24 protein-coding genes are annotated in these 25,383 nt (G+C 73.1%); 11 read left to right on the forward strand and 13 right to left on the reverse strand.

Annotated features, from left to right (window positions below; translation table 11 throughout):
* Positions 1 to 48: 48 nt before the first annotated feature.
* The 5 genes from FBZ33_RS22235 to FBZ33_RS33490 all read right to left on the reverse strand — a co-directional run bounded on the left by FBZ33_RS22235 (position 49) and on the right by FBZ33_RS33490 (position 7,156).
* Positions 49 to 3,456 (reverse strand): error-prone DNA polymerase, encoded by a 3,408-nt coding sequence (locus FBZ33_RS22235; RefSeq protein WP_141910543.1) that lies wholly within the window; start codon positions 3,454 to 3,456, stop codon positions 49 to 51.
* A gap of 108 nt (positions 3,457 to 3,564) precedes the next feature.
* Positions 3,565 to 5,331, reverse strand: coding sequence for a DNA polymerase Y family protein (locus FBZ33_RS22240; protein ID WP_141910544.1), 1,767 nt, complete (start codon positions 5,329 to 5,331; stop codon positions 3,565 to 3,567).
* Positions 5,328 to 6,053 carry a hypothetical protein gene (locus FBZ33_RS22245; protein ID WP_099856054.1) on the reverse strand — a complete coding sequence of 242 codons (726 nt, stop codon included), beginning with the start codon at positions 6,051 to 6,053 and terminating at the stop codon, positions 5,328 to 5,330. The genes FBZ33_RS22240 and FBZ33_RS22245 overlap by 4 nt, the downstream gene beginning before the upstream one ends.
* A gap of 102 nt (positions 6,054 to 6,155) precedes the next feature.
* Entirely contained in the window at positions 6,156 to 6,605 is a 450-nt protein-coding gene (locus FBZ33_RS22250) for an SAV_6107 family HEPN domain-containing protein (protein ID WP_088949400.1), read from the reverse strand.
* Between the two features lie 416 nt (positions 6,606 to 7,021).
* On the reverse strand, positions 7,022 to 7,156 hold the full coding sequence (locus tag FBZ33_RS33490; protein ID WP_255509010.1) for a hypothetical protein: 135 nt from the start codon (positions 7,154 to 7,156) through the stop codon (positions 7,022 to 7,024).
* A 175-nt stretch (positions 7,157 to 7,331) separates the two neighbouring features.
* Here FBZ33_RS33490 and FBZ33_RS22255 point away from each other — a divergent pair, with 175 nt between their 5' ends.
* The 6 genes from FBZ33_RS22255 to FBZ33_RS22280 are packed head-to-tail and all read left to right on the forward strand — an operon-like array spanning position 7,332 to position 12,621.
* Positions 7,332 to 7,820, forward strand: a complete 489-nt coding sequence (locus FBZ33_RS22255) for a YbaK/EbsC family protein (protein ID WP_141910545.1) — start codon at positions 7,332 to 7,334, stop codon at positions 7,818 to 7,820.
* Entirely contained in the window at positions 7,817 to 8,554 is a 738-nt protein-coding gene (locus FBZ33_RS22260) for a monooxygenase (protein ID WP_141910546.1), read from the forward strand. The genes FBZ33_RS22255 and FBZ33_RS22260 overlap by 4 nt, the downstream gene beginning before the upstream one ends.
* The gene (locus FBZ33_RS22265) at positions 8,551 to 9,102 is read left to right on the forward strand and encodes a GNAT family N-acetyltransferase (RefSeq protein WP_141910547.1); all 552 of its coding nucleotides are present in this window, start codon (positions 8,551 to 8,553) and stop codon (positions 9,100 to 9,102) included. Before FBZ33_RS22260 ends, FBZ33_RS22265 begins: the two co-directional genes overlap by 4 nt.
* A complete protein-coding gene (locus tag FBZ33_RS22270) occupies positions 9,099 to 9,998 on the forward strand; it encodes a carotenoid biosynthesis protein (protein ID WP_141910548.1) in 900 nt (299 codons plus the stop codon). The genes FBZ33_RS22265 and FBZ33_RS22270 overlap by 4 nt, the downstream gene beginning before the upstream one ends.
* Positions 9,995 to 11,122, forward strand: coding sequence for a glycosyltransferase family 2 protein (locus tag FBZ33_RS22275; RefSeq protein ID WP_141910549.1), 1,128 nt, complete (start codon positions 9,995 to 9,997; stop codon positions 11,120 to 11,122). Before FBZ33_RS22270 ends, FBZ33_RS22275 begins: the two co-directional genes overlap by 4 nt.
* A gap of 11 nt (positions 11,123 to 11,133) precedes the next feature.
* Entirely contained in the window at positions 11,134 to 12,621 is a 1,488-nt protein-coding gene (locus FBZ33_RS22280) for an NAD(P)/FAD-dependent oxidoreductase (protein WP_141910550.1), read from the forward strand.
* A 24-nt stretch (positions 12,622 to 12,645) separates the two neighbouring features.
* Here FBZ33_RS22280 and FBZ33_RS22285 read toward each other — a convergent pair whose 3' ends face one another.
* Complete coding sequence (locus tag FBZ33_RS22285; RefSeq protein WP_099856061.1) at positions 12,646 to 13,335, reverse strand: CDP-alcohol phosphatidyltransferase family protein; 690 nt, start codon at positions 13,333 to 13,335, stop codon at positions 12,646 to 12,648.
* Positions 13,336 to 13,379: 44 nt separating this feature from the next.
* On the reverse strand, positions 13,380 to 14,297 hold the full coding sequence (gene metF, locus FBZ33_RS22290; protein WP_088949408.1) for a methylenetetrahydrofolate reductase [NAD(P)H]: 918 nt from the start codon (positions 14,295 to 14,297) through the stop codon (positions 13,380 to 13,382).
* 247 nt (positions 14,298 to 14,544) lie between these two features.
* Here metF and FBZ33_RS22295 point away from each other — a divergent pair, with 247 nt between their 5' ends.
* Both FBZ33_RS22295 and FBZ33_RS22300 read left to right on the forward strand, forming a co-directional pair.
* Positions 14,545 to 14,934: a helix-turn-helix domain-containing protein gene (locus tag FBZ33_RS22295; RefSeq protein WP_141910551.1), complete on the forward strand. Its 390-nt coding sequence runs from the start codon at positions 14,545 to 14,547 to the stop codon at positions 14,932 to 14,934.
* Between the two features lie 9 nt (positions 14,935 to 14,943).
* Complete coding sequence (locus tag FBZ33_RS22300) at positions 14,944 to 16,026, forward strand: polyprenyl synthetase family protein (RefSeq protein ID WP_141910552.1); 1,083 nt, start codon at positions 14,944 to 14,946, stop codon at positions 16,024 to 16,026.
* A 156-nt stretch (positions 16,027 to 16,182) separates the two neighbouring features.
* On the opposite strand, the gene FBZ33_RS22305 is transcribed toward FBZ33_RS22300, so the two are convergent.
* Together FBZ33_RS22305 and FBZ33_RS32890 are read right to left on the reverse strand one after the other, a co-directional pair.
* A complete protein-coding gene (locus FBZ33_RS22305; protein WP_141910553.1) occupies positions 16,183 to 16,572 on the reverse strand; it encodes an Rv2175c family DNA-binding protein in 390 nt (129 codons plus the stop codon).
* Entirely contained in the window at positions 16,569 to 16,718 is a 150-nt protein-coding gene (locus FBZ33_RS32890; protein WP_185755377.1) for a hypothetical protein, read from the reverse strand. Before FBZ33_RS32890 ends, FBZ33_RS22305 begins: the two co-directional genes overlap by 4 nt.
* 42 nt (positions 16,719 to 16,760) lie before the next feature.
* On the opposite strand from FBZ33_RS32890, the gene pknB reads away from it, so the two are divergent.
* Together pknB and FBZ33_RS22315 are read left to right on the forward strand one after the other, a co-directional pair.
* The gene (gene pknB / locus FBZ33_RS22310) at positions 16,761 to 18,746 is read left to right on the forward strand and encodes a Stk1 family PASTA domain-containing Ser/Thr kinase (protein WP_141910554.1); all 1,986 of its coding nucleotides are present in this window, start codon (positions 16,761 to 16,763) and stop codon (positions 18,744 to 18,746) included.
* A complete protein-coding gene (locus FBZ33_RS22315; RefSeq protein WP_141910555.1) occupies positions 18,746 to 19,618 on the forward strand; it encodes a deoxyribonuclease IV in 873 nt (290 codons plus the stop codon). Before pknB ends, FBZ33_RS22315 begins: the two co-directional genes overlap by 1 nt.
* A gap of 114 nt (positions 19,619 to 19,732) precedes the next feature.
* Here FBZ33_RS22315 and FBZ33_RS22320 read toward each other — a convergent pair whose 3' ends face one another.
* From FBZ33_RS22320 to FBZ33_RS22335, 4 genes are all read right to left on the reverse strand, one after another.
* Positions 19,733 to 20,767 carry a low specificity L-threonine aldolase gene (locus FBZ33_RS22320; RefSeq protein WP_141910556.1) on the reverse strand — a complete coding sequence of 345 codons (1,035 nt, stop codon included), beginning with the start codon at positions 20,765 to 20,767 and terminating at the stop codon, positions 19,733 to 19,735.
* A 108-nt stretch (positions 20,768 to 20,875) separates the two neighbouring features.
* Positions 20,876 to 22,282, reverse strand: coding sequence for a class II 3-deoxy-7-phosphoheptulonate synthase (locus FBZ33_RS22325; protein ID WP_088949414.1), 1,407 nt, complete (start codon positions 22,280 to 22,282; stop codon positions 20,876 to 20,878).
* An 87-nt stretch (positions 22,283 to 22,369) separates the two neighbouring features.
* Positions 22,370 to 22,885 carry a nuclear transport factor 2 family protein gene (locus FBZ33_RS22330; RefSeq protein WP_141910557.1) on the reverse strand — a complete coding sequence of 172 codons (516 nt, stop codon included), beginning with the start codon at positions 22,883 to 22,885 and terminating at the stop codon, positions 22,370 to 22,372.
* 186 nt (positions 22,886 to 23,071) lie between these two features.
* Positions 23,072 to 24,691: a glycosyl hydrolase family 18 protein gene (locus FBZ33_RS22335; protein WP_141910558.1), complete on the reverse strand. Its 1,620-nt coding sequence runs from the start codon at positions 24,689 to 24,691 to the stop codon at positions 23,072 to 23,074.
* A 168-nt stretch (positions 24,692 to 24,859) separates the two neighbouring features.
* Here FBZ33_RS22335 and FBZ33_RS22340 point away from each other — a divergent pair, with 168 nt between their 5' ends.
* Positions 24,860 to 25,348, forward strand: coding sequence for a glutathione peroxidase (locus FBZ33_RS22340; RefSeq protein ID WP_099856077.1), 489 nt, complete (start codon positions 24,860 to 24,862; stop codon positions 25,346 to 25,348).
* The last annotated feature ends 35 nt before the right edge of the window (positions 25,349 to 25,383 follow it).

The raw sequence follows: 25,383 nt of genomic DNA on the forward strand, positions 1-25,383 counted from the left end.
TTCTCCTCAGACGCGCGCCTCAAACGTGGGATCTGGGTAGCCGAACGGTCACCGGAAGTCACGGGAAGCGGGGCTGACCGGCGGCTCGATGGCGTCCAGTCGGTCGGCGACCAGGTTGGTCACCCCCTCGTGCCGCTGCAACCGCCCCCGGACCACCAGCGCGGCGCTGGTGCGGGCCACCCGCCGGTAGCGCTGCCACAACCCCGGCGAACAGGTGACGTTGAGCATCCCGGTCTCGTCCTCCAGGTTGAGGAAGGTGACCCCGCCCGCGGTCGCCGGACGTTGCCGGTGGGTGACGATGCCACCGACCCGGATCCGTTGGCCGGGCTCCACCCGGCCGAGCCGGGCGATCGGCACCGCGCCGAGCACGTCGAGCTGACCCCGGATGAACCGGGCGGGATGGCTCTCCGGCGACAGCCCGGTGGCCCACACGTCGGCGACCAGCCGGTCCACCGCCTCCATCCCGGGCAGCGTGGGCGCCGCCGCGCCGGTCACCGTGCCGGGTAGCCGTCCCGGCCGGTCCTGGGCGGCCGCGCCGGCGGCCCACAGCGCCTGCCGCCGGGTCAGCCCGAAACAGGCGAAGGCGTCCGCGGTGGCCAACGCCTCCAGCTGCGCGGCGGTGAGACCGACCCGCCGGGCCAGGTCAGGCATGTCCCGGTACGGCCCACCGGCGGCCCGTTCGGCCTCGATCCGCTCGGCCACGTCGGCGCCGAGGGTCCGTACGCTGGACAGGCCGAGCCGGACCGCCGGGCCGCCCAACCCCCAGGCGTGCGGCGGCTCCCCCGGCCCGCTGCCCCACCGGGTGTCCGGGGTGGACTCCAGCACCGCCAACGCCGCACTGGCGTTGATGTCCGGGCGACGAACCTCCACCCCGTGCCGACGGGCGTCGTCGACCAGGGTCTGTGGGGAGTAGAAACCCATCGGCTGGGCGTTGAGCAGCGCGGCCAGGAACGGCGCCGGGTGGTAACGCTTGAGCCAGGAGCTGGCGTAGACCAGGTAGGCGAAGCTCATCGCGTGGCTCTCCGGGAAGCCGTAGCTGGCGAACGCGGTGAGCTTGCGATAGACGTCCTCGGCCAACTCACCGGTGATGCCCCGCTCGGCCATCCCGGCGTAGAGCCGGTCGGCGATACGGGTCATCCGCTCGACCGACCGTTTGGCGCCCATCGCCCGGCGCAGCTGGTCGGCCTCTGCCGCGTCGAAGCCGGCCAGGTCGATGGCGAGCTGCATCAACTGCTCCTGGAACAGCGGCACACCCAGGGTCTTCTCCAGGGCGTTGCGCATCAGCGGGTGCGCGAAGGTCACCGGCTCCTGGCCGTTCTTGCGCCGGATGAACGGGTGCACCGAACCGCCCTGGATCGGGCCGGGCCGGATCAACGCCACCTCGACCACCAGGTCGTAGAACTCGCGGGGCTTGAGCCGGGGCAGGGTAGCCATCTGGGCGCGGCTCTCCACCTGGAACACCCCGACCGAGTCGGCCCGGCAGAGCATGTCGTAGACCTCCGGGTCGTCCAGCGTCATGTCACCCAGGTCGAGGCTCTGGCCGATCATGTCGTAGCCGTAGTGCAGGGCGGAGAGCATGCCCAGCCCGAGCAGGTCGAACTTGACCAGGCCGACCGCCGCACAGTCGTCCTTGTCCCACTGCAGGACGCTGCGCCCGGGCATCCGCCCCCACTCCACCGGGCAGACCTCGATCACCGGCCGGTCGCAGATCACCATGCCGCCGGAGTGGATGCCCAGGTGCCGTGGGAACGTCTGCAACTCGTTGGCGTACTCCACCACCTGCTCCGGGATGTTCTCCACGTCGACAGTGGCGACCGAGCCCCACCTGTCGATCTGCTTGCTCCAGGCGTCCTGCTGCCCCGGCGAATAGCCGAACGCCTTGGCCACGTCGCGCACCGCCGACCGGGGCCGGTAGGAGATGACGTTGGCCACCTGGGCGGCGTGCTCCCGGCCGTAGCGGGTGTAGACGTGCTGGATCACCTCCTCCCGACGGTCGGACTCGATGTCCACGTCGATGTCCGGTGGGCCGTCGCGTTCCGGGGCGAGGAACCGCTCGAAGAGCAGCCGGTGCCGGACCGCGTCCACATTGGTGATCCGCAACGCGTAGCAGACCGCCGAGTTGGCCGCCGAACCCCGGCCCTGGCAGTAGATGTCCTGCTCACGACAGAACGTGACGATGTCGTAGACCACCAGGAAGTAGCCGGGGAAGCCCAACTCCTCGATCATGTTCAACTCATGGTCGAGTTGCGCGTACGCCGTCGGGTGCGCCTGCGGCGGCCCGTAGCGCTCGTGCGCCCCGTCGGCGGTCAGCTTCCGCAGCCAGCTCATCTCCGTGTGCCCCGGTGGCACCGGGTACGCCGGCAACTGCGGCGCGACGAGCTGGAGGTCGAAGGCCAACTCGGCGCCGAACTCGGCGGCCCGCGCCACCGCACCCGGGTACGCGGCGAACCGGGCCGCCATCTCCGCGCCGCTGCGCAGGTGGGCGGTGGCCGCCGCGGGCAGCCAGCCGTCGATCTCGTCCAGGCTGCGTCGGGCCCGGACGGCGGCGACGGTGGTGGCCAGCCGACGCCGGCCAGGCGTGGCGTAGTGCACGTTGTTGCTGGCCACCGTCGGCAGCCCGGCTGCGGCGGCCAGGTCGGCGAGCGCGTCGTTGCGGTCGGCGTCGACAGGATGGCCGTGGTCGGTCAGCTCCACCGCCACCGTCTCCGCACCGAAGAGCGCGGTCAGCCGGTCCAGCTCGCGGGCCGCCGCATCCACCCCCTCGGTGAGCAGCGCGCCCGGCACGTGCCCCTTGCGGCAGCCGGTCAGCACCAGCACGTGATCGCGTAGCTCGGCGGCGACCTCCTCCAACTCTCCGTAGACCGGGCGGCCCTTCTCCCCGCCGCGCAGTTGGGCGCGGGCGATGGTGGTGGCCAGCCGGGCGTACCCCTCATGGCCGTGCGCGAGCACCAGCAGGTGCGCGCCGTGCGGGTCGGGTTCGCCGTTCTGCGGGCCGGGCAGCCCGAGGGACAGCTCCGCGCCGAAGATGGTCGGCAGGCCCAGCGTGCGGGCCGCCTCGGCGAAGCGGACCACCCCGTAGAAGCCGTCGTGGTCGGTGACGGCGAGCGCGGTGAGCCCCAGCCGGGCCGCCTCCTCGGCCAGCTCCTCGGGATGGCTGGCACCGTCGAGGAAGCTGAAGTTGGTGTGCGCGTGCAGCTCCGCGTAGGGCACCACCCCGTCGGGGCGGGTCAGCTCCGGTGGCTGGTACCGCTCACGGTGGCGGCTCCAGGCCGGGGAGTCTCCCCCGTCGGCGTCCACGGCGAGCGGGTCCACCACGTGCAGGTGCCGCTCGTCGCGCGACCGCCCGCCGCCGGAACCGCCCGACCCGCCGTCGCCCCGCCCGGAGCTGCCACTGCCCCGCCCGGAGAGCACCCGTTCCAGCTCCGACCAGGGCATCTTCGGGTTGTGGAAGCTCATTCCCGCACCCTCGCCCTGATCGACTCGACCTCCGGGAAGTCGGGCTGTCCGGGTCGGCGGGACACCCCGACTTTCGGAATACCGAGTCGATCAAGCCCTGCTGGACGCTCAGTCATAGATCGCCTCCACCAACCACTGCCCGCCCTCGACGGCGAGCAGCAGGGCGGTGCCGTCGGCCAGGCAGACCTGGAACCGTGCCCGCCGCCGAGCCTCGGCCGGAGCCCACCACCGCTCGTCCACCGGCCACGGACCGACCCAGCCGACGATCTCCGCCGGCCGGCCGGTGCCGACCACCAGCCGGGCGGGCGGAGCGCTCACCGCCAGCCGCGCGCTGATCACCACCGCCTCACCAGCGGCGTCGTGCACGGTCGCGGCGAGCGGGCTGGGCAGCACCACAGCCGGCGCGGGCGCCGGCAGCCGGCCGGGCCACGGTGGAACCCCGCCGGCACTGTGGTCGGCAGGCCGACCGGCACTGACGGCCCGGCCGCCGCCACTGGCGATCGACTCGCCGGACAGCGGTGCCCGGCCGGGACGCGTGATCGGCGCGCCAGGCAACGGCGCCGGACCGGGACGTGCGATCGGCTCGTCGGACAGCAGTGCCGGGCCGGGACGCGCGATCGGCGCGCCAGGCAACGGCGCCGGACCGGGACGCGTGGGGAGGCGTTCGTCGCCCCACGGCACCAGTCGCACCTGGTCGGCCGGGGAGCGACCACCGCCGAGCACCGCGGTGACCACCGCTTCCGGGCCGAGGATGCCCTGCACCCGGCTCAGCGCCCGGTGCGCCCGTTCCCGCTCCTCGCCGGTCTCCCCCCACAGGCCGGCCTGCAGACCGGCCTGGGCGATCACCCCGTCCGGGATCAGTCGCAGCCGGATGATGCCGGCCGTCGGTCGGGCCGGTCGGGCGCCGGTGCGGCCACTGCTGCCGGAGAGCCACCCGTCGAGCTGCCAGCGCACCCGGTCGGCGATGGCCGCGGCGGTGAGCAGGCCGTCGTGCCGCCACACCCGGTGCAGCTCCTGCCCGTGCTCGGTGACCGCCTCGATGCCGAGCCGGGTGCAGGCCAGCCCGTGCCCGGCCAGCCGCTCATGCAACTGCTCAGCCAACGCCCGGGCCACGAACGCGGCCACGTCGACCCGATCGATCGGCTCGTCCTGCTCGGCGGTCACCGTCAGGTCGGCCGGCGGCTGCCGGACGGCGAGTGGGCGGTGGTCCCGCCCGGCGGCCAGCCGATGGGCCAGCGCACCGTCGAACCCGAACCGGGCCAGCACGTCGCCAGCCGGCAGCGCGGCGAAGTCGCCGAGACTGCGCACACCGAGCCGCCGCAACAGGTCGGCCAGCGCCGAGCGGCCGAGCGCCTCGACCGGCAACCCGGCCAGGAACTCCGGTGTCCCGCCCGGTGGCACCACCCGACCGGAGCGAGCGGCCAACCCAGCCGCGAACACCCCGTCGGCGATGCCGACCTGGCTCTCCACCAGGCACGACTGGGCGACGTGCTCAATGATCCGCTCGGCGGCCGCCTCCTCGCCACCGAGGTAACGGCTGGGCCCGCGGGCGGCCACCGCGCAGGCACCCGGACGGACCACCTCGACGCCGGCGACCAGCTCCTCCACCGCGGCGACCACCGGCTCGAATGCCCGGGCGTCCCGACCCGGGTCGTACTCCACGACGGTGAGCTGCGGGCAGCGACCCTGCGCCTCCCGTTTGCGCAGCCCTCGGCGCACCCCCTCGGCGCGGGCCCGCTCGGAGCAGGCGACCACCCGGTTGGCGTGCAGCACGGCGACCGGGCCGGTGGCCGGCACCCCGTCGACGATCTCGGCGGCGAGCACCGGCCAGTCCGGGCACCACAGCAGCAGGGTCCGTGCCGGCGTGCCGGTCACTCCCGACCGACCAGGGCGAGCGGCGCGGCCGGACGGCCCACTGTCGACGGCATCACACGCGGGATCACCCGGGTCAGCTCGTCGCCCGGCAGCCAGACCTTGATCTCCTTTGGTCGGGCAGCCGCCCCGCGCCCGCGCGCCGAGACGGTGACCTCCCGGCGGCGCAACCGCCCCCGGCCATGCCCGAGCCCTTCCCAGACTCCACGGACCACCTGCAACGTCACGTCCGCGCCGTCCCACCGGCCGTACGGGACGAGCACACTGCCGCGCTGCCGCGCCCGGGCGGCCAACCGGGTGGCTACCGAGGCGGAGACAGCGGCCGGCACGGTGGTGACCACGACGTCCACGCCGTCGATCAGCGCGGCGACCACTGTGGCCCACTCGGGGCCGGGATTCGGCACCAGGGCCAGCCGGTCCAGGGCGATGCCCAGCTCGGCGGCCGCGCCCGCACCGAATGTCGGCACACCGACCACGGCACACCACGAGCCGGCCCGGGAGGCCTCGGCGAGCAGAGCCAGCATCAGCGAGGTGCCACCGCTGCGCCGGGGCTGGCCGGCGGCAACCGCGATGGTGCTGCCCCGGCGCAGGCCTCGGTTGGGCAGCAGACCGGTCAGCTCGGGCACCACCGGCAGCACCCGGTGCCCGCCGGCCTGGTCGGGCGCGCTCGCCGGGCGCACCAGATCGGCCAGTGCGGCGGAACCGACCACCATGCGGCCCGCCATTGGACCAACTCCCCCGTCGTTGCTGTGGATCAGATCAGGACCGGCACGCCGTGCCACCGGCCGCCCGGCTCCCCCCGCGGGGCGGTCGGTGGCACGGCGGGATCAGGCGGCGAGGCCGTCCAGGGCCGGTTGGTGGGCAACGCCGAGTGCGGTCTCCACCACCGTGACGAACTGTTCGGCGGCACGGAGCAGATCGTCGGCCTCCCGGGCGCTGACCACCCGGGGGATGCCGGCCTCGGCGGCGGCGCGCTTGCTGGCGCCGGCGGCGAAGAACCGGGACCACTCGTCGAGCTCCGGAGCGACGGCGCAGAGGAGGACCCAGACGCTGGTGATCCGGTTGCGTCGGCTCGGCGCGGGTCGGGCACGCGCGGCGAGCAGGGCGGCCGCCGCGCGCAGCGCCGCCAGGTGGGCAGCCGCATAACGCAGACCGTCAGGTCGGGTCTGGCCGGCCTCGACCAGCCCACGCCGGGCCAACGTGAGCAGCTGGGCGGGGGTGCGGTGCGGCAGCACGTGCGCCGGCACCGTCGGTGCCTGAGCCGAGTTGGTCGGCATGGATGTCTCCTCCACATGGCCGAGGCGTCGCCCCGGCGCGCTGATGCCGCCGACGAGACGCCGAGGTCGAGTGGTGCGGAGGAAGACGCACCGGGTGTGGCCGGCCGGGTGTGGATGCTTCCCCACACCACACCCGGCCGGCGTACCGGCGGGTTCGTCGCCCGCCGCCCGGGGGTCGTGGGCGGCGAGCGACGATCCTGCCTGTCGGGACCAGGCTCGCGACTGCCCGGAAACCCAGGTGCGGCCCGCGGAGCCACACCGCCCGGAGCTGGCGCCGCGAAACGCCGCGCTCCGGCTGGTTGGAACGGGCGTTCGAGGCAATCGAACACTCGTTCTAACTGCTCCTGACAGTACACCTCCCCTCCGACGAAAATGCAACGTGTGACGCGCCAGGCGTGCGTACCGAGCGCGGCGGCTCAGCTGGGGGTCGGATAGTCGGGCGGGGCCGGCGGCCGGGACGAGGAACGGGCCGGGGTCGCCCCACGCTGCCAGCGCATCACGTAGTCGCGTAGTCGCTCCGGCGAGATCGACGAGGAAGATCCGTACAACATCAGGGATGTTGCTGCCTCCCGCGCGCCGGAGACAGCAACACCAGGGAAGTTGCGCGGATCTTGGCGCGAAGGTCGGTCACTCACCACGAACGGGACCTGTCGGGCTGGGTCCGATGGGACGGGATGGAACGTGGTCGGCTGAACCCGTCGCCGACTGACCGGGAAGAATGGCGACATGCAGCCACACCCGAACGTACGAGCGGTGCAGGACGCGCTCACCGCCGTCGGCGCGCTCGACGGCACCGGTGAGCCCAGCACGGTCCGTCTGCTTCCCGACGCGGTGCACACCGCCTCGGCGGCCGCCGAGGCGCTCGGCGTCGAGGTAGGCCAGGTCGCCAACTCACTGATCTTCGACGCGGACGACGCGCCGCTGCTCGTGCTCACCTCCGGCGCGCACCGGGTCGACACCGCCAGCCTGGCGGCGTCGCTCGGCGTCACCCGGCTGCGCCGCGCCACCCCGGAGTTCGTCCGGACACACACCGGGCAGCCGATCGGCGGTGTCGCCCCACTCGGGCACCCGCACCCGCTGCGCACCCTGGTGGACACGGCACTGACGGCGTACCCCGAGATCTGGGCCGCGGGTGGCGTACCGCAGGCGGTCTTCCCGACCACCTACACCGAGCTGCTGCGGGTCACCGCCGGCAGCCCGGCCGAGGTGGCGTGAACGCCGCACCGGAGCTCGTCACGCTGCACGTGTGGCGGACCTCCCGCGCCGCGCTGCCCCGGGCGCTGACCCGGATGGCGGTGGACCCACGCCGGTTGCGCTCCCTCCCGGGCGTTCGGTTCGGCAAGCTGCTGGGCACCGGGACCGGCACCGGATTCGGGCCGGGGGACGCCGACCTGACCCGGTGGGTGGCGCTGACCGTCTGGGACTCCCCCGCAGCGGCGGCCGGCTTCGACGACTCGGCGGTCGGGCGTGCCTGGGCGCGCATCGCCCACGCCTCCGCCCGGGTGGATCTGCGCCCACTGACCAGCCGAGGCGAGTGGTCCGGTCAGCGGCCGTTCGGTGACCCGCCGGGTGGCCGGGTCACCGGCCCGGTGCTGGCGCTGACCCGGGCTCGGCTGCGGGTCCGCCGGGCAGCCACCTTCTGGCGGGCGATCCCCCCGGTGGCCGCCGCCCTGCGCGACGCGCCCGGGCTGTTGGCCCGGTTCGGGGTCGGGGAGGCGCCCTTGGGTTGGCAGGGCACGGTGAGCGTGTGGCGCGACCCGACGGACCTGGTGGCGTTCGCGTACCGTCACCCGGAGCACCGGGCGGCGATCATGCGAACCCCCACCGAGGGCTGGTACGCCGAGGAGTTGTTCGCCCGGTTCGAGGTGCGCGACGTGGTCGGCGACCGGTCGGTGCTCGGATGGGTCGCCGACGGTGGCCCGGAAACAGTGAAGGGTGGACGGGCATGAGGTTGGTGCGCTGGACGCCGGACGATCTCGTCCGGCGGCTGGACGACGTGGTGACCGTCTATGGCGAGGCGATGGGATACCGCACCGACCTGCTGGAGGCCCGGCGCGGTTACATCGCCACCCACGTCCGCCGGCCGGGTTTCCGGGCGGTCGCCAGCCTGACCAGCGAGGGTCACCTCGCCGGCTTCGGTTACGGCTACCTGGGCGCCTCCGGTCAGTGGTGGCACGACCAGGTGCACCGGGCACTGGACGCCCCGACCCGCCAGCGCTGGCTCACCCACTGCTTCGAGGTGGTCGAGCTGCACGTCCGGCCGCCGGCGCAGGGGCACGGTCTGGGCGCCGGCCAACTGCGCGCGCTGCTCGGCATGGCCGAGGGTGACACCACGCTGCTGTCCACCCCGGAGGCCGACGAACAGACCTCACGGGCCTGGCGGTTGTACCGGCGCTTCGGTTTCGTCGACGTGCTGCGCAACTTCCACTTCCCCGGCGACGAGCGGCCGTTCGGCGTACTCGGTCGGGGCCTGCCCCTCGAACCACCGGCGTCATGACCCGACGGATCTCCTGGGCGCTGCTCGCCATCCTGGTGCTCGCCCAGATCTGCTACCCGCTCACCACCGGCGCCACCAGGGCCGGGCTCACCGTGGCCACCGTCGTGCTCGGGTGGCTGCTCTCGGTCGGCCACGCGCTGCTCAGCCGGGGCCCTCGGGTGGCGGCGGCGCTGGTCGCGGTGGCCACCGGCGGCGGGTTCGCGATCGAGGCGATCGGGGTGGCCACCGGGGTGCCGTTCGGCAGCTACGACTACTCCGGCGAGCTGGGCCCCAAACTGGCCGGAGTGCCGCTGATCATTCCGCTGGCCTGGACCTGGATGGCCTGGCCGGCCTGGCTGGCGGCGGTCCGGCTGACCGGCGGCAGCGCGTCGCGGGCCGGCGGCGGCAGCGCGACGGCCGGCGGCCGCACATCGGGGACCGGCCGCGGCGGGTCGGCGGCCGGGCTGTGGGTACGACGGATCGCGCTGGCCACCGTGGGGCTGGCCGCCTGGGACCTCTTCCTCGATCCGCAGATGGTGGCCGAGGGCTACTGGGTCTGGCGGGACGCCACCCCGGCGTTGCCCGGCCTGCCCGGCATCCCGGTCAGCAACTACCTGGGCTGGCTGCTCTTCGCGGTGCTGATGATGAGCGCGCTGCGCCCGCTGGCCGGGCCGGCGGCCGAGCACACCGACCGGCGGGACCACCCGATGGTCGCGCTCTACCTGTGGACGTACTTCTCCAGCATCCTGGCCCACGCCGTCTTCCTCGACCTGCCCGCCTCGGCGCTCTGGGGCGCCGCCGGCATGTCGGTGACAGCCGTACCGCTGGCGGTGATCCTGCTGCGTGCCCGGCGGGCTCGCGACACCCGCCGGGAGGACCACCAGCCGCACCGGCCCGGCGTCGACGCGACCCGATGACCGTCCTGCTCGCCCTGGTCATCGCCGTCACCGCGTTGACCGGGCACACCTGGCTCAACGCCACCCGCTGGCTGCGCAGGCCCACCGACCGGCCCGACGAGGTCGACGAGCGGGTCGCCGTGCTGCTGCCGCTGCGCGACGAGGCCAACCGGGTCACGCCCTGCCTGCGCGCCCTGCTCGCCCAACGCGGCGTAACCGGGCTGCGCGTCGTGGTCCTCGACGACGGGTCCACCGACGGCACCGCCGACGTGGTCCGCGCGGTGGCCGGCGACGACCCCCGGGTGACGCTTCTCACCGGGGTCGCCCCACCGCCGGGCTGGCTGGGCAAGCCGCACGCCTGCTGGCAACTGGCCACCCGGGCCGACCCGGACGCCACCGCGCTGGTCTTCGTCGACGCCGACGTGGTGCTCGCCCCGCACGCCGTGGCCGCGGCCGTCACCGAGCTGCGTGCCGCCCGCGCGACGCTGCTGTCGCCGTACCCCCGGATCGTGGTGGCGACGGCGGCCGACCGGCTGGTGCAGCCGCTGCTGCAGTGGCTCTGGCTGACCTTCCTGCCGCTGCGCGCGATGGAGCGCTCGTCGCGGCCGTCGCTGGCCGCGGCGGGCGGCCAGTTCCTGGTGCTGGACCGGGCCGGCTACACGGCCGCCGGCGGGCACGTCGCGGTCGCCGACAAGATCCTGGAGGACGTCGAGCTGGCCCGGGCGGTCAAGCGGTCCGGTGGGCGGATCGCCCTGGCCGACGGCTCCCGGCTGGCCACCTGCCGGATGTACGACGACTGGCCGCAGCTACGCGACGGGTACTCGAAGTCGCTCTGGGCGTCGTTCGGGCACCCGGGAGCGGCTGCGGCCGTGGTGGCGTCGCTGCTGCTGCTCTACACCGCACCGCCGCTGATCGCGCTGGCGGGTGTGGCGACCGGCGCGCCGGAGGTGGTCGCCTCGGGCCTGGCCGGCTATCTGCTCGGGGTGGCCGGGCGGGTGTTCACCGCCCGGGCGACGGGGGGCCGGTGGTGGCCCGACGCGCTCGCACACCCCGTGTCGGTCGTGGTCCTCGGTTGGCTGACCCTGCGGTCGTACCATCTGCGAAAGCGACGCCGCCTGACCTGGCGGGGTCGCCCGGTCAGCTAGGAGGACGCGGAATGGCGCGGATCGTGGTCGTCGGCGCCGGGGTGGGTGGCCTCGCCACCGCCGCCCGGCTGGCCGCCACCGGGCACCAGGTGACCGTCTTCGAACGGGCCGGCACGGTCGGCGGCAAGCTCGGCCGGTACACGCACGACACCCCGGCCGGGTCGTTCCACTTCGACACCGGGCCGAGCCTGCTCACCCTGCCCGAGGTCTTCCACGACCTGTTCGAGGCGACCGGGGCGAAGCTCGACGAATACCTGGACCTGGTTCCGCTGGACCCGATCGTCCGGCACGTCTTCCCCGGCGGCGGCCCGGCACTGGATTCGTGCGCCGACCCGGTGGAGTTCGCCACCCGGATCGGTGCCGCCTTCGGCGACCGGGCGGCAGCCGACTGGCAGCGGCTGTGGCGTCGGGCCGCGCGGGTGTGGAACGCCTCCTCGCGGGACATCCTGCGTCGTACCGTCGACTCCCCCCGTGACCTCGCGTCGCTGGCCTGGCGGGTCGGTGACCTGGCCGCCATCGCCCCGGGCCGCACCCTGCGTGGCCTGGGCCGCCGGCACCTGTCCGACCCGCGGCTGCGGATGATGCTGGACCGGTACGCCACCTACACCGGCGCCGACCCGCGGCGGGCGCCGGCGGCGCTGGTCGCGGTCCCGTACGCCGAGCTGGCATTCGGTGGCTGGTACCTGCGCGGTGGGCTGGGCACGCTCGCCGACGCGCTGCTCACCCGCTGCCTGGACCTCGGCGTGGTCGTGCAGACCGACGCCACGGTCACCCGGATCGACGCCACCGGTGGCCGGGTGCACGGGGTACGCCTCGCCGGTGTCAACGCGCCGGTGCCCGCCGACGTGGTGGTGGCCAACGTGGACGCTCTCACCGTCTACCGTGACCTGCTGCCGCACCCGCGTCGGCTGGCTGGGCTGACCGACCGCAGCCTCGCCGGCTTCGTGCTGCTGCTCGGCGTCTCCGGCAGCACCGGGCTGGCCCACCACAATGTCTTCTTCCCGCGCGACTATGACGCGGAGTTCGACGCGATCTTCGGCGACCCCGGGCGCGGCGTACGGGCCCGGCCGGCGGCCGACCCGACGGTGTTCGTCACAGTGGCCGATGACCCGATGGTCCGCCCGGCCGGACATGAGGCGTGGTTCGTGCTGGTCAACGCCCCTCGGCAGGGCACCGCGGCGGGCGCTGTCGACTGGCGACGGCCGGGGCTGGCCGACGCGTACGCCGATCGGGTCCTGGACGTGCTGGCGCGGCGCGGCATGGACGTGCGCGACCGGCTGCTGTTCCGCGAGGTCCGCACCCCGGCCGACCTGGACGCGGCGACCGGAGCGCCGGGTGGCTCGATCTACGGCACCGCCGGCGGGCTGCTCCGCCCCGCCAACCGGGGCCCGGCCAACGGGTTGTGGCTGGTGGGCGGCTCCACCCACCCGGGCGGCGGGTTGCCGATGGTGACCCTCTCCGCGCAGATCGTCGCCGACGAGATCGGCCCCGCCTGGTAGGCGCGGGGCCGCACGCTCCGGGGCTCAGTCGGCGTCGAGCAGCGCGCGGCGGATGGTGGAGAGCAGCTGCCCGAGGCCGAACCCGGCCAACAGCACCCACACCGCGGTCGCCATGGTGATGGTGCCGGCGGCCAGCTCCGGCTCGATCAGCCCGGCCAGCCCCGCGACCAGCAGCCCGGCCAGCGCCACCGAGACCCGGGTGGGACGCTCGCCCACGGTGACCGCGCCGATGTCGCGCATGCCGGCGGCGACCGCCCGGGCTCGGACGTACTCGTGCAGCCAGGACAGCGCGCCACCCGCGACGACCAGCGCGCCCGGCGCGCCGAGCAGCCAGAACGCCAGCAACCACGCCACCTCACCGAGCCGGTCGGCAACCGAGTCGTAGACGTAGCCGAGCCGGGTGGTGCGGCTGGTGGCGACCGCCACCGCACCGTCCACGCTGTCCGCCACGGCGGCGAAAAGCACGAACAACGCGCCCAGGAAGGGCCCGTTGCCCGGGCGGGTCACCAGCAACGGTACGCAGAAGCAGAGCAGCACCCCGGCCACTGTGACCGCGGTCGGGCTGACCCGCAGCCGGCCCAGCACATAGCCGACGTGGTACGCGAATCGCAGCCAGGCGCGGACCACCGGGGCCGCGACCCGAGGGTCGAACCCGCCGTGCAACCGCGCCCACGCCGTGGCGTACTGATCCCAGTTCAGCTGTGTGCCCACCACGGATCAACCGTCGTGCCGGGCATCAGGTGTCGCAGAAGCAACGTTCACACCCGCGCGCCGGCCTTCAGGTTCTGCCAGACCTCGCGCGTGGCCGTGGACCGGTTGAGGGTGATGAAGTGGATCCCGGGCACACCCTCGTCCAGCAGTCGACGGCACATCTCGCTGGCCTGCTCGACGCCGAGGCGGCGGACGGCCTCCGGGTCGTCGGCGACACGCTCGAAGCGGGCCGCCAGCGCCGGCGGGAAGGGCGCGCCGGACAGCTGCACGGACCGCTCGATGGTGCCGATCTGGGTCACCGGCATCACCCCGGCCAGGATCGGGGTGTCGCAGCCGGCGGCGGCCACCCGGTCACGCAGCCGCAGGTAGTCGTCGGCGTCGAAGAACATCTGCGTGATCGCGAACTCCGCGCCGGCACGGCACTTGCGGACGAACTGCGCGGTGTCGCTGGCCACGTCGGGCGAGCGGGGATGCTTGTACGGGAAGGCGGCCACGCCGACGCTGAAGTCGCCGGCATCGCGCACCAGGCGGACCAGGTCCTCGGCGTAGTCCACGCCCTCCGGGTGGCGGATCCACTCACCGCCCGGGTTGCCCGGCGGGTCCCCTCGGACCGCCAGCACGTTGCGCACTCCCACCCCGGCGAGCCGGCCGATCACGTGCCGCAGCTCGGCGACGGAGTGGTCGACAGCGGTCAGGTGGGCCATCGGCAGCAGTGTGGTGTCGGTGGCGATCCGTTCGGTCACCGCCACCGTGGTGTCCCGGGTCGACCCGCCCGCGCCGTACGTGATCGACACGAACGACGGGCGCAGTGACTCCAGCTCGCGGATGGCCTGCCAGAGCAGCCGCTCCCCGGCGTCGGTCTTGGGCGGGAAGAACTCGAACGAGAAGGTCGGCTGGCGCTCACGGATGAGCTCCCCGATCGCCGGTTGCGGATTGGGGAGGACCGAAGGAAGACCGAGCGCCACCACCCGACTCTAGCTGGCGACGCCACCGCGACCCAGGCGCTTCCCACCCGGTGACCCGTGCCGCCCCGCCCGTCCCGGTGCGGTGGACGCACGGGTGTCGTACCCCCGGGGTAGGAATGGGTGGCGTGGGAGGGGCGGCGGGGGCGGCTCCGGGGTTCCGCGCGGGGGTCAGCAACCGAGCGGTGACGCCGGTCCGGCCGGTCGGCCGGGCGGGTCGTCACCACACCGACGCCCGCCAGGAGGACCCGTGACCCCACCCGCAGCGCCGCGCCCCGCGCAGCTCGGGCCACTGCTGGCCCGCTGCCGGCTGGCCCGCGGCTGGAGCCAGCAGCGCGCCGCCGCCGAGTTGTGTGCCGCTTCCGGAGTGCCGACGCTGAGCCGGCATGAGGTGTCCCGCTGGGAACGACAACGCCGCGTGCCCGGCGGTTTCTGGCTCGGCTGGCTCGCCGTCGTCCTGGACGTGCCGCTGGTGACGCTCGCCGAGGCCGCCGCAGCCACCCGTCGGGCCGGCTCGACAGGAGCCGCCGGTCCGGGCCGCACCGCACGGGCCGGGGCGCCAGCGGCGGGGCGCACCGGTCCCGGCCGCACCGGCGGGACTACGCGTGGCGGGAGAGCGCGGGTCAGGACGACCCGCTAGCGTCGGGGAGTGACCCAAGCTGCTCCCGTGTCTCCCGTCGACCGCGCCGGCCTGCGCCAACGCGTCGACAAGGCCCTCACCGAATTCCTCGCCGGTCAACGGGGCCGGCTCGCCGCCGTGGATGACGCCCTCGCCCCGGTGGCCGAGGCGATCGAGGCTTTCGTGCTCGGCGGCGGCAAGCGGCTGCGTCCGGCATTCGCCTACTGGGGGTTCCGGGGCGCTGGCGGGGTGGACGGCGACCAGGTGGTCACCGCCCTGGCCGCGCTGGAGTTCGTCCAGGCCAGCGCCCTGATCCACGACGACCTGATGGACCGCTCCGACACTCGCCGCGGCGAGCCCGCGGTGCACCGGCGGTTCGCCGCGCGGCACCGGCAGTCCGGCTGGGGCGGCGACCCGGACGGCTTCGGCGACGCCGCGGCCCTCCTGCTCGGCGATCTCTGCCTGGTCTGGTCCGACGAGCTGCTGCACTCCTCAGGCCTGGATCTCCAGGCGTTGGCCCGGGCTCGGCCGGTCTTCGACGAGATGCGCACGGAGGTCACCGTCGGGCAGTACCTCGACGTGTTGACGCAGGCCACCGGGGACACCTCGGTGGAACGCGCCAGCAAGGTCGCCCGCTACAAGTCCGCGAAATACACGGTCGAGCGTCCGCTGCTGCTCGGCGCCGCGCTGGCTGACGCAACGGCCGACGTGCGGACGGCCTACTCGGCGTACGGGCTGCCGCTGGGCGAGGCGTTCCAGCTCCGCGACGACGTGCTGGGGGTCTTCGGTGACCCGGCGCTGACCGGTAAGCCGGCCGGGGACGACCTGCGGGAGGGCAAACGCACCTTCCTCGTGGCGGCGGCCGGGGAGGCAACCGACGACGCGGGCCGCGAGCTGCTGCTCAGCCGGCTCGGCGACCCGGAGCTGGACGAGCAGGGGGTGGCCCGGCTCCGCGAGCTGATCACGGCGAGCGGGGCTCTCGCCCGCGCAGAGCAGCGGATCGTCACGCTCACCGACGCCGCGCTGGCCGCCCTGACCGCCGTGGACCTCGACACCGAGGCCCGCCAAGCCCTGGTGGACCTGGCCATAGCCGCAACCCGCCGAGCCGACTAACCCACCCCGCCCCGCCCCTCTCCCCCGGCCTCCGGCCCCCTCTCCCACAGTCGATCATGAAGTTAGCGGCGTCCGCGACGGCGTGTCGCGCCGCTAACTTCATGATCGACGGGGTGGGTGGGGGCCCCGGGGGTGCGGGGTGGGGTGGGGGTGGGGTTAGAAGGCTTGGGCCTGGGCTCTGCGCTTTACCTCGCGGGCCTGGTCGCCCGACAGGGCGGCTGCGGCGGTGGCGCCGGGGAGGGTGTCGTCCGGCTCGTAGAGCCAGCGCAGGGCGGCCTCGTCGTCGTAGCCGTTGTCGGAGAGCAGGTTGAGCACGCCGGGCAGGTGCTTGAGCACTGTCTCGTTGGCCACCAGGTCCACCGGGATCCGGCGGACGCCGTCGCGGCGGACCGACAGCAACTCCCGGTCACGGATCATCTGGTGCACCTTGCTGATCGACACGTCGAGGCGCTCGGCGACGTCGGGCAGGGTCAGCCAACCGGCCGGGTCGGTGGGTCCGGCGAGCTCCGGGCCGGGGACGGCCTGGTCGGGTACGGGTTCGGTCACCCGACCACCCTGCCACGTCGTCGCCACGACGAGCCACCGGCACCCCGGACGACCGATCGGCGACCGGTCCCGTACGCGGCGCTGACCAGCGGGTGAGTGGCAGCGAGCGCGGCGGGAGGTTCCAGTTCGGCGTACGGCTGTAGCATCCTGTTCATCCTTCACCCCCTGGACACATAGACTCCCTGCCGATGGACACTCAGGTCGCCGACACGTTGCTGGGCTCGCTGATCGACGGGCGCTACCGCATTCGCGGTCGCGTGGCCCGTGGTGGCATGGCGACCGTGTACACCGCCACCGACGAGCGCCTCGAGCGCACCGTCGCTGTCAAGATCATTCACCCGACCCAGGCGCCGGAGGCCCGCGCCCGGATCGCCAACTTCGTGGCCCGGTTCACCGACGAGGCGAAGACCATCGCCCGGCTGACCCACCCGAACGTGGTGGCGGTCTACGACCAGGGCACCCACGCCGGTCTGCCGTACCTGGTGATGGAGTACGTCCGCGGTCGCACGCTGCGCGACGTGCTGGCCGAGCGTCGCCGGCTCAACCCGGACGAGGCGCTGGCCATCGTCGAGCAGATGCTCGCCGCGATCGCCGCCGCGCACCGGTCCGGTCTGGTGCACCGCGACGTCAAGCCGGAGAACGTGCTGGTCGCCGAGGCACCCACCGGCGGCGTCGCCAACCTGGTCGACAGCGTCGTCAAGGTGGCCGACTTCGGGCTGGCCCGCGCCGTCGAGGCGAGCGCCGACGATGAGCAGGGCAACCAGCTGATGGCCACCGTGGCGTACGTCGCCCCGGAGCTGGTCACCGAGGGCCGTGCCGATCCACGTACCGACGTCTACTCGGCCGGCATCGTGCTGTTCGAGATGCTCACCGGCCGCGTGCCCTACGACGGGGACCGCCCGGTGGACGTCGCCTGGCAGCACGTCGACCGGGACGTGCCGGCACCCTCGACGCTGGTGCCCGGCCTGCCGTCGGTCCTCGACGACCTGGTGCAGCGGGCGACTCGGCGCGATCCCGACGCGCGGCCCGCCGACGCCGGCGCGCTGCTGACCGAGGTGCAGGTCGCCCGGGATCGCCTGGGCGACGCCAACAGCCACACCGCCGTGCTCCGCCCGGTGAGCGGCGAGCCACTCTCTCAACCGACCATGGTGGTCGCGACGGTCCGCCCCTCCGACCGCCCGTCCTGGGCGCGGCTGCCCGAGGGTGCCAGCAGCCAGGGGCCGGGTCGACGTCGGGCCGCTCCGGAGCCCGCGGACAGCCTGGGGTCCCGACTCGCAGCGCTGCGCACCACCCTGATGGCGAGCCAACGCGGCCGGCTGGCCGTCGCGGCCGTGGTGGTGACGCTGGGCCTGGTGGCCGCGATCGGTGGCTGGTGGTTCGGTGTCGGTCGTTACACGGATGCCCCGCAGCTGGTGAGCTTGAGCAAGGCCGAGGCGCAGGCGCAGGCCGACCGTGCCGGGCTCACCCTGAAGTACGGTGAGCCGCGCTTCGACGAGCAGGCCCCGAAGGACAGCGTGCTGACGCAGAGCCCGGCGTCCGCCACCAAGATCGTCAAGGGTGGCGCGATCACCCTGACCCTCTCCCTCGGCCCGGAGCGTTTCCCCGTGCCGGACGTGATCGGCAAGGAGTTCGAGCTTGCCGAGGCGGACCTGGTCAACGTGAAGCTGGTGGTGGCCAAGGGAGCCTCCCGCTACGACGACAGCCTGCCGTCCGGGGTTGTGCTGGACACCTCCCCCAAGGTGGGCAGCGAGGTCAAACCCGGCGCGAAGATCACCCTCATTGTGAGCCGGGGCAGGGCGCCGGTGTCGGTGCCGAACCTGGTCGGAAAGAGCCTGACCGAGGCCCGGACCATTCTGGCCCAGCTCAACCTGGTGCTGGTGCCGACCTACAAGGACTCCGACAAGCCCAGGGACGAGATCCTCGGCCAGAGCCCCGCCGATGGCGCCGGCGTGGAAAAGGGCACCCAGGTCAAGCTGGACGTCAGCAAGGGCCCGCCGGCGATCGTCGTGCCCCGGGTGATCGACCTGCCGTGTCAGCAGGCCAAGCAGGCGTTGGAGAGCCAGGGCTTCCCGGTGACCGTCGTGGTCAACCCGAACGCCGTGGTCCGGATCCAGGTCCCGGGCGAGAATTCGCAGGTGCCGCCGGGCACCCCGGTCACCCTCACGTGCTTCTGATGCCGGCGGTCACCTCGCGTCCGGTGGGCGCGCACACTTCGACCTCCGGTGGGCTGGCCAAGGCCGCCCTGCCGTACGCCGACGCGACGGGCGCCCAGGTGGTGCAGGTCTACGTCTCCAACTCGCGGGGTTGGGCGCTGCCCAACGGTGACCCCGTGCAGGACGCCCTGTTCCGCGACGGCTGCGCCGAGCGGGGCATTCCGGCGTTCATCCACGCCTCGCTGCTGGTCAACCTCGGCTCGCCCACCCCGGCCACTGTCGAGAAGTCGGCACAGACGCTTGCGCACGCGTTGCGTAGGGGCGTGGCGATCGGTGCTCAGGCGGTGGTGTTCCACGCCGGCAGTTCGGTGGACGAGGGGTACGCCGAGGCGGCGATGCGACAGGTCCGCGAGGAGTTGCTGCCGCTGCTCGACTGGGCCGCCGAAGCCGGCGGGCCGATGCTGCTGGTCGAGCCGAGCGCGGGCGGTGGTCGATCACTGGCCTCCCGGGTGGAGCAGCTCGGGCCCTACCTGGACGCGGTGGACCGGCACCCCATGCTCGGGGTCTGCTTCGACACCTGCCACGCCTGGGCGGCCGGTCACGACCTGGCGGCCGAGGGCGGCATGACGGCGACCCTGGACACGCTGGTGGCCACGGTCGGTGCGGACCGGCTGCGGCTGGTCCACGCCAACGACTCGAAGGATCTGTGCGGCTCCACCCGGGACCGGCACGAGAACATCGGCAAGGGCACCATCGGCGAGCCCGCCTTCGCCGAGCTGATGACCCACCCCGCCACCGCCGGCGTCCCCTTCGTCGTGGAGACCCCGAGCGAGAAGCAGATCGGCCACGCCGCCGACATCACAACCCTGACCCGCCTGACCCCTGCCCCCTGATCTCCGCCCCACCCCTGGCCCCACCTCGGTGATCAAGAGGTTTGCGTCATCCGGAGGCCGGAATCTGACGCGAACCTCTTGATCACCAGGTCGTGGGAGGGCGCCGGCCGGAGGTCAGGACGCGGCGAGGATGCGGGGCAGGGCCGCGACCGCGCGGTCGACGGCCGCGTCGTCGAGGCCCAGGTGGGTGACCAGGCGGGCGGTGCGGGGGCCGAGCACCGAGATGAGTACGCCCTCGGCCCGCGCCGCGGCGGCCAGGGCCCGCGCGTCCAGGGTGTGCTTGGTGAGATCCAGTGCGACCAGGTTGGTGCGGACCGTGGTGGCCAGCACGCCGAACGGCGCGACCGCCTCGGCGAGCCGGGCCGCCTTCGCGTGGTCGTCGGCCAGCCGGTCGACGTGGTGCGCGAGCGCGTACCGGCCAGCCGCGGCGAGGATGCCGGCCTGACGCATGCCGCCGCCCATCCGCTTACGGATCATCCGAGCTCGCTCGATCTTGTCCGCGCTGCCCACCACCAGCGAGCCGACCGGCGCGCCGAGGCCCTTGGAGAGGCACACCGACAGCGTGTCGAACAGCCGGCCGTACTCGATCAGGGGCACCCCGTCCGCGACGTGCGCGTGCCAGATCCGAGCGCCGTCGCAGTGCAACGCGACACCCGCGTCGTCGGCGACCCCCCGCAGATCCCGCAGGGTGGCCAGCGGAATCACGCCGCCACCGCCCCGGTTGTGGGTCTGCTCGACGGCGATCGCGCGGGTGGGAACGGCGAAGTAGCCGTCCGGCCGGATCATCCCGGCCACCACCTCCGGGTCGATGTCCGCGCCCACCGCAGGCCAGGTCCGCGAGGAGATCCCGCCGTACGCGGCCGCTGCGCCAATCTCGTACGTGACCACGTGCGCGTCCGCGTCGCAGAGCAGCTCGTCGCCGGGCGACACCAGCAGTTGCAGGGCGATCTGGTTGGCCATCGACCCGCTCGGGGCGAACAGCGCCGCCTCGTGCCCGAACAACGCGGCGACCTCGGCCTCCAGCGCGTTGACGCTCGGATCCTCGCCGTAGACGTCGTCACCGACCTCGGCGGTGGCCATCGCCTCCCGCATGCCGGCGGTGGGCCGGGTCACCGTGTCGGAACGCAGGTCCACGAACAGATCAGCCATGATCATCCCTTCGGCTGCCGACTGCGGGGCTCGCAAGCTCACTCCTCGCGTCAGCCACTGTTGTCCTTTCGGCTGCCGACTGCGGGGCTCGCAAGCTCACTCCTCGCGTCAGCCACGGAGCATCTCCGCTACGAGGAACGCCAACTCCAACGACTGCTGGGTGTTCAGTCGCGGGTCGCAGGCGGTCTCGTACCGGTCGGGCAGGTCAAGGTCCTCGATGCCCTGGGCGCCGCCCAGGCACTCGGTGACGTCCTCACCGGTCAGCTCGACGTGCAGCCCACCGGGGTGGGTGTCCAGCCCCCGGTGCACCTCGAAGTAGCCGAGCACCTCGTCGACGATGCGGTCGAAGTGCCGGGTCTTGTAGCCGTTGGACGACTCGTGCGTGTTGCCGTGCATCGGGTCGCACTGCCAGACCACCTTGGCGCCGGCGGCGGTGACCTTGGCGACGATCGGCGGCAGCGCGTCGCGTACCCGGTGGTTGCCCATCCGGCTGATCAGGGTGAGCCGACCGGGGATGTTGTCCGGGTTGAGCTTCTCGCACAGCTCGATCGCCTCGTCCGGGGACGTGGTCGGGCCGAGCTTGACGCCGATCGGGTTGGCGATGCGGGAGATGAAGTCGATGTGCGCACCACTGATCTGCCGGGTGCGCTCGCCGATCCAGAGGAAGTGCCCGGACAGCCCGTACGCCCGACGGTCGGAGACCCGGGTGAGCGCCCGGTCGTACTCCAGGGCCAGAGCCTCGTGGGAGCAGTAGAGCGTGACCGTACGCAGGGCCTCGTCGTCGGTCATCCCGCAGGCCCGGATGAACGCCAGCGCCCGGTCGATCTCCCGAGCGATCGCCTCGTAGCGCTCCCCCGCCGGGGAGTTCTTCACGAAGCCCTTGTTCCAGTCGTGCACCGCGTGCAGGTCGGCGAGCCCACCGGCGAGGTACGCCCGGAGCATGTTCATCGCCGCCGCCGAGTTGGCGTACGCCCGGATCATGCGCTGCGGGTCGGCGACCCGCGCGGCCGGGTCGGCCTCCAGCGAATTGATCATGTCGCCGCGGTACGCGGGCAGGCCGCGCGCGTCGGTGGGCAGCGAGCGGGGCTTGGTGTACTGCCCGGCCACCCGGGCGACCTTGACCACCGGCAGGGACGCGCCGTAGGTGAGCACGATCGCCATCTGGAGCAGGGTGCGGGCGTTGGCCAGCAGGTGGCTCTCGGTGTTGTCGACGAACGTCTCGGCGCAGTCACCGCCCTGGAGCAGGAACGCCTTGCCCTCGCAGACCAGGGCGAGCTTCTGCCGGAGCTGGTCCACCTCATAGGGCGCGACGACCGACGGCACGGTGTCGAGGACCTTGCAGACCGCCGCGACGGCGGCCGGGTCGGACCACGGTGGGACCTGCTCGCGGGGCAGATCCCGCCATCGGTCCAGCCCGAGCGCGGCGTCCTCGGCGGAGTCGACGGTCGGTCGGCTGGTCTGCAGGCCCGGGCTGCTCACCGCGGGATGGCTCAGCTGATGCCACTCATGGCGCATGACAGAAAGCGTACGGCGACGGTCGGGGTGACCGGGCGGCGAGGGGGACGGTTCCGGCAGATGGGAGATCAGCCCGCCCGGCGCCGGTCAGGACGCGGGGGTGGGGGCGACGCCGGTCGGCGGCGCTTCGGCACCCGGCGGGCCGGTGGGCGCCTCTCCGGCGATACACCAGTCGCTGCCGTCGCGGGTCACGGTGAACACCAGCGGACGGGTGACGGTGCGCTTGCCGGCGGTGACCGAGACCGAGACGCTGACCTCCTGCCCGAGCGGACCGGACCGGATGTCCGTGATGGCCGCCTCCGGCACCTGGAAGTGGTCGGCGAAGTCACCGTTGGGCCCGGTGGCACCCAGGTCGAAGCCGTCGTGCAGGAGAGCACAGAGCTGGCTGCGGCCGGCGGCGACGTCCTTCGCGGTCATCGCGTCGAGGTACGCCTGCACGCGCTCACGGGAGCGGGCGGCGGCCTCCTCGGCGGGGGCCCGCGCGGGCTTGGGCGTGGGCTCGGCCTTGGTGTCGCCGCCGCCGATCCCGCAGCCGACCAGGGCGACCGGCAGCAGCACCAGCCCGGCGGCGGTTGCCGCCAGCCTGCGGTGGGTCGGGCGCATGACCACCTCCGTCGCCGGTGCCATCGAGATCGAGACGTGCCGAGCCGCGAGTCTGCCACATCGAGCTGGGTCAGCCCAATGACGGCGGCCCGGCCGACGCTGGGCGCCGGCCGGGCCGTGGTGTCACGGGCGGGGAGGGACGGTGCGGGCCCCTCCCCGCCGTGTGGGTGTTGCGCCGGCATCGGCTCAGCCGAGACCGCCCTTGATGGCGCCGATGAGCTCGCCGTTGCTGGTGTCACCGGAGAGCTCCCAGAAGAACGCGCCACCGAGGCCCTGGTTGTTCGCGTACGTCATCTTGCCGTTGATGGTCGACGGGGTGTCGTAGCTCCACCAGTTGCTGCCGCACTTGGCGTATGCGGTGCCGGCGATCGTGCCGGTGGTCGGGCAGGTGTTCTTGAGGACCTTGTAGTCCTCGATGCCCGCCTCGTAGGTGCCGGGTGCCGCCCCGGTGGCGCTGCCACCCGGTGCGGCCTGGGTGACCCCGGTCCAGCCGCGACCGTAGAAGCCGATGCCGAGCAGCAGCTTGTTGGCCGGGACGCCCTTGCTCTTGAGCTTCTGGATCGCCGCGTCAGAGTTGAAGCCCTGCTGCGGGATGCCGGTGTACGAGGTGAGCGGGGAGTGCGGTGCCGTCGGACCCTGCGCGGCGAACGCCCCGAAGTAGTCGTAGGTCATCGGCATCAGCCAGTTGAGGTTGCCGATGGCGCCGGCGTAGTCGGTGGCGTCGATCTTGCCGCCGTTGCTGCCGTCCGCGGTGATGGCGGCGGTGACCAGAGCGCTGGACCCGAACTTCGACCGCAGCGCGCTGATCACGTTCTTGAACGCGTTCGGTCCGCTGGTGTCACAGGTCAGACCGCAGGCGTTCGGGTACTCCCAGTCGACGTCGATGCCGTCGAAGACGTCCGCCCAGCGCGGGTCCTCGACCAGGTTGTGGCAGCTCTCGGCGAACGCGGCCGGGTTCTGTGCGGCCTGGGTGAAGCCGCCGGACCAGGTCCAGCCGCCGAACGACCAGATCACCTTGAGGTGCGGGTTCATCTGCTTGAGCTTGCGCAGCTGGTTGAAGCTGCCCCGCAGCGGCTGGTCCCAGGTGTCGGCGACGCCGTCCACGCTCTCCGCCGCCGTGTACGCCTTCTCGTAGTCGGCGTAGGTGTCGCCGATGGAACAGCGGCCACCGGTGGTGTTGCCGAAGGCGTACAGGATGTGGGTCAGCTTGGCGGCCGAGCCGCTGGTCTGGATGTTCTTGACGTGGTAGCCGCGGTTGTAGACGCCCCACTCGGCGAAGTAGCCGACGACCTTCTTGCCACCGGGAGGCGGCGTGGTCGGCGGCGGTGTGGTGGGCGGGGGCGTGGTGGGTGGCGTCGTGGTCGGCGGCGTGGTCGTGGGTGGCGTGGTGGTCGGCGGGGGCGTTCCGCCGCCGCACGCGGCACCGTTGATGGTGCAGTTCAGCGGCGCCTTGTAGGCGCCGGTGCCGTTGTAGCCCCAGCTGAACGAGGCACCGGGCGCGATGCCGCCGGCCCAGCTCTTCTTGACCGCGACGTAGTGGTTGCCGCTGCTGGTGACGTCGGCGTCCCAGGCGCTGCTGATGGTGGTGCCCGACGGTAGGTCGAACTCGATGCGCCAGGTGCTGATGGCGGCACTTGATCCGTTGGTGACAGTCACCCTCGTCTCGTGACCGGTCCCCCAGTCCTGTGCCCTGGTGAACGTGGTGGTGACCGTGCCGGCGCCGAAGGCAGTCGTCACCGGTACCGCAGCGACGGTCACGGCGACCACGGCACCGGCCCAGAGGGCCCGGCGGAGCGATCTTTTCATGAGGCGTCTCCCGAACTGTTAGGAAACTTTCCAAAAGCGATGGTGAGACGGTACTCACGGCGTCATCACTTCGTCAAGATGTGCATGTTTCGATTTCCTCTGGTGCATGGAGTGCACCCGTTGGGCCCGTCCCCCGGCCGCTCGGCGCCCGGCGCGTAACCTCGGCCCATGACCGTCTTCGACATCCCGATCGACGCCCTCAACGGTGGACCCGCCGACCTGGCCCGCTACCGCGGCAAGGCGTTGCTGGTCGTCAACGTGGCCTCCCGCTGCGGCCTCACCCCGCAGTACGCCGGCCTCCAGACGCTCGCGGACACCTACGCCGACCGTGGCCTGGTGGTGCTCGGCGTGCCGTGCAACCAGTTCGCCGGGCAGGAGCCGGGCAGCGCCGCCGAAATCAGCGACTTCTGCCAGGTCAATTACGGGGTGACCTTCCCGCTGACCGAGAAGGTCGACGTCAACGGGCCCGACCGGCACCCGCTCTACGCCGCGCTGGTGGACACCCCGGACGCCGACGGGCACACCGGTGACGTCCGGTGGAACTTCGAGAAGTTCCTGGTGGCCCCGGACGGCACGGTCGCCGCCCGCTTCGCCCCCACCGTCGAGCCCGGTGCCGACGAGCTGGGTGCCGCCATCGACAAGGTCCTCCCCGCCTGACGGCGGTGATCAAGAGGTTTGCGTCAACCCGGGGT

The organism is Micromonospora sp. A202 (genome assembly GCF_006715105.1).
In the GTDB taxonomy this organism is placed as follows: Bacteria; Actinomycetota; Actinomycetes; order Mycobacteriales; family Micromonosporaceae; genus Micromonospora; species Micromonospora zamorensis.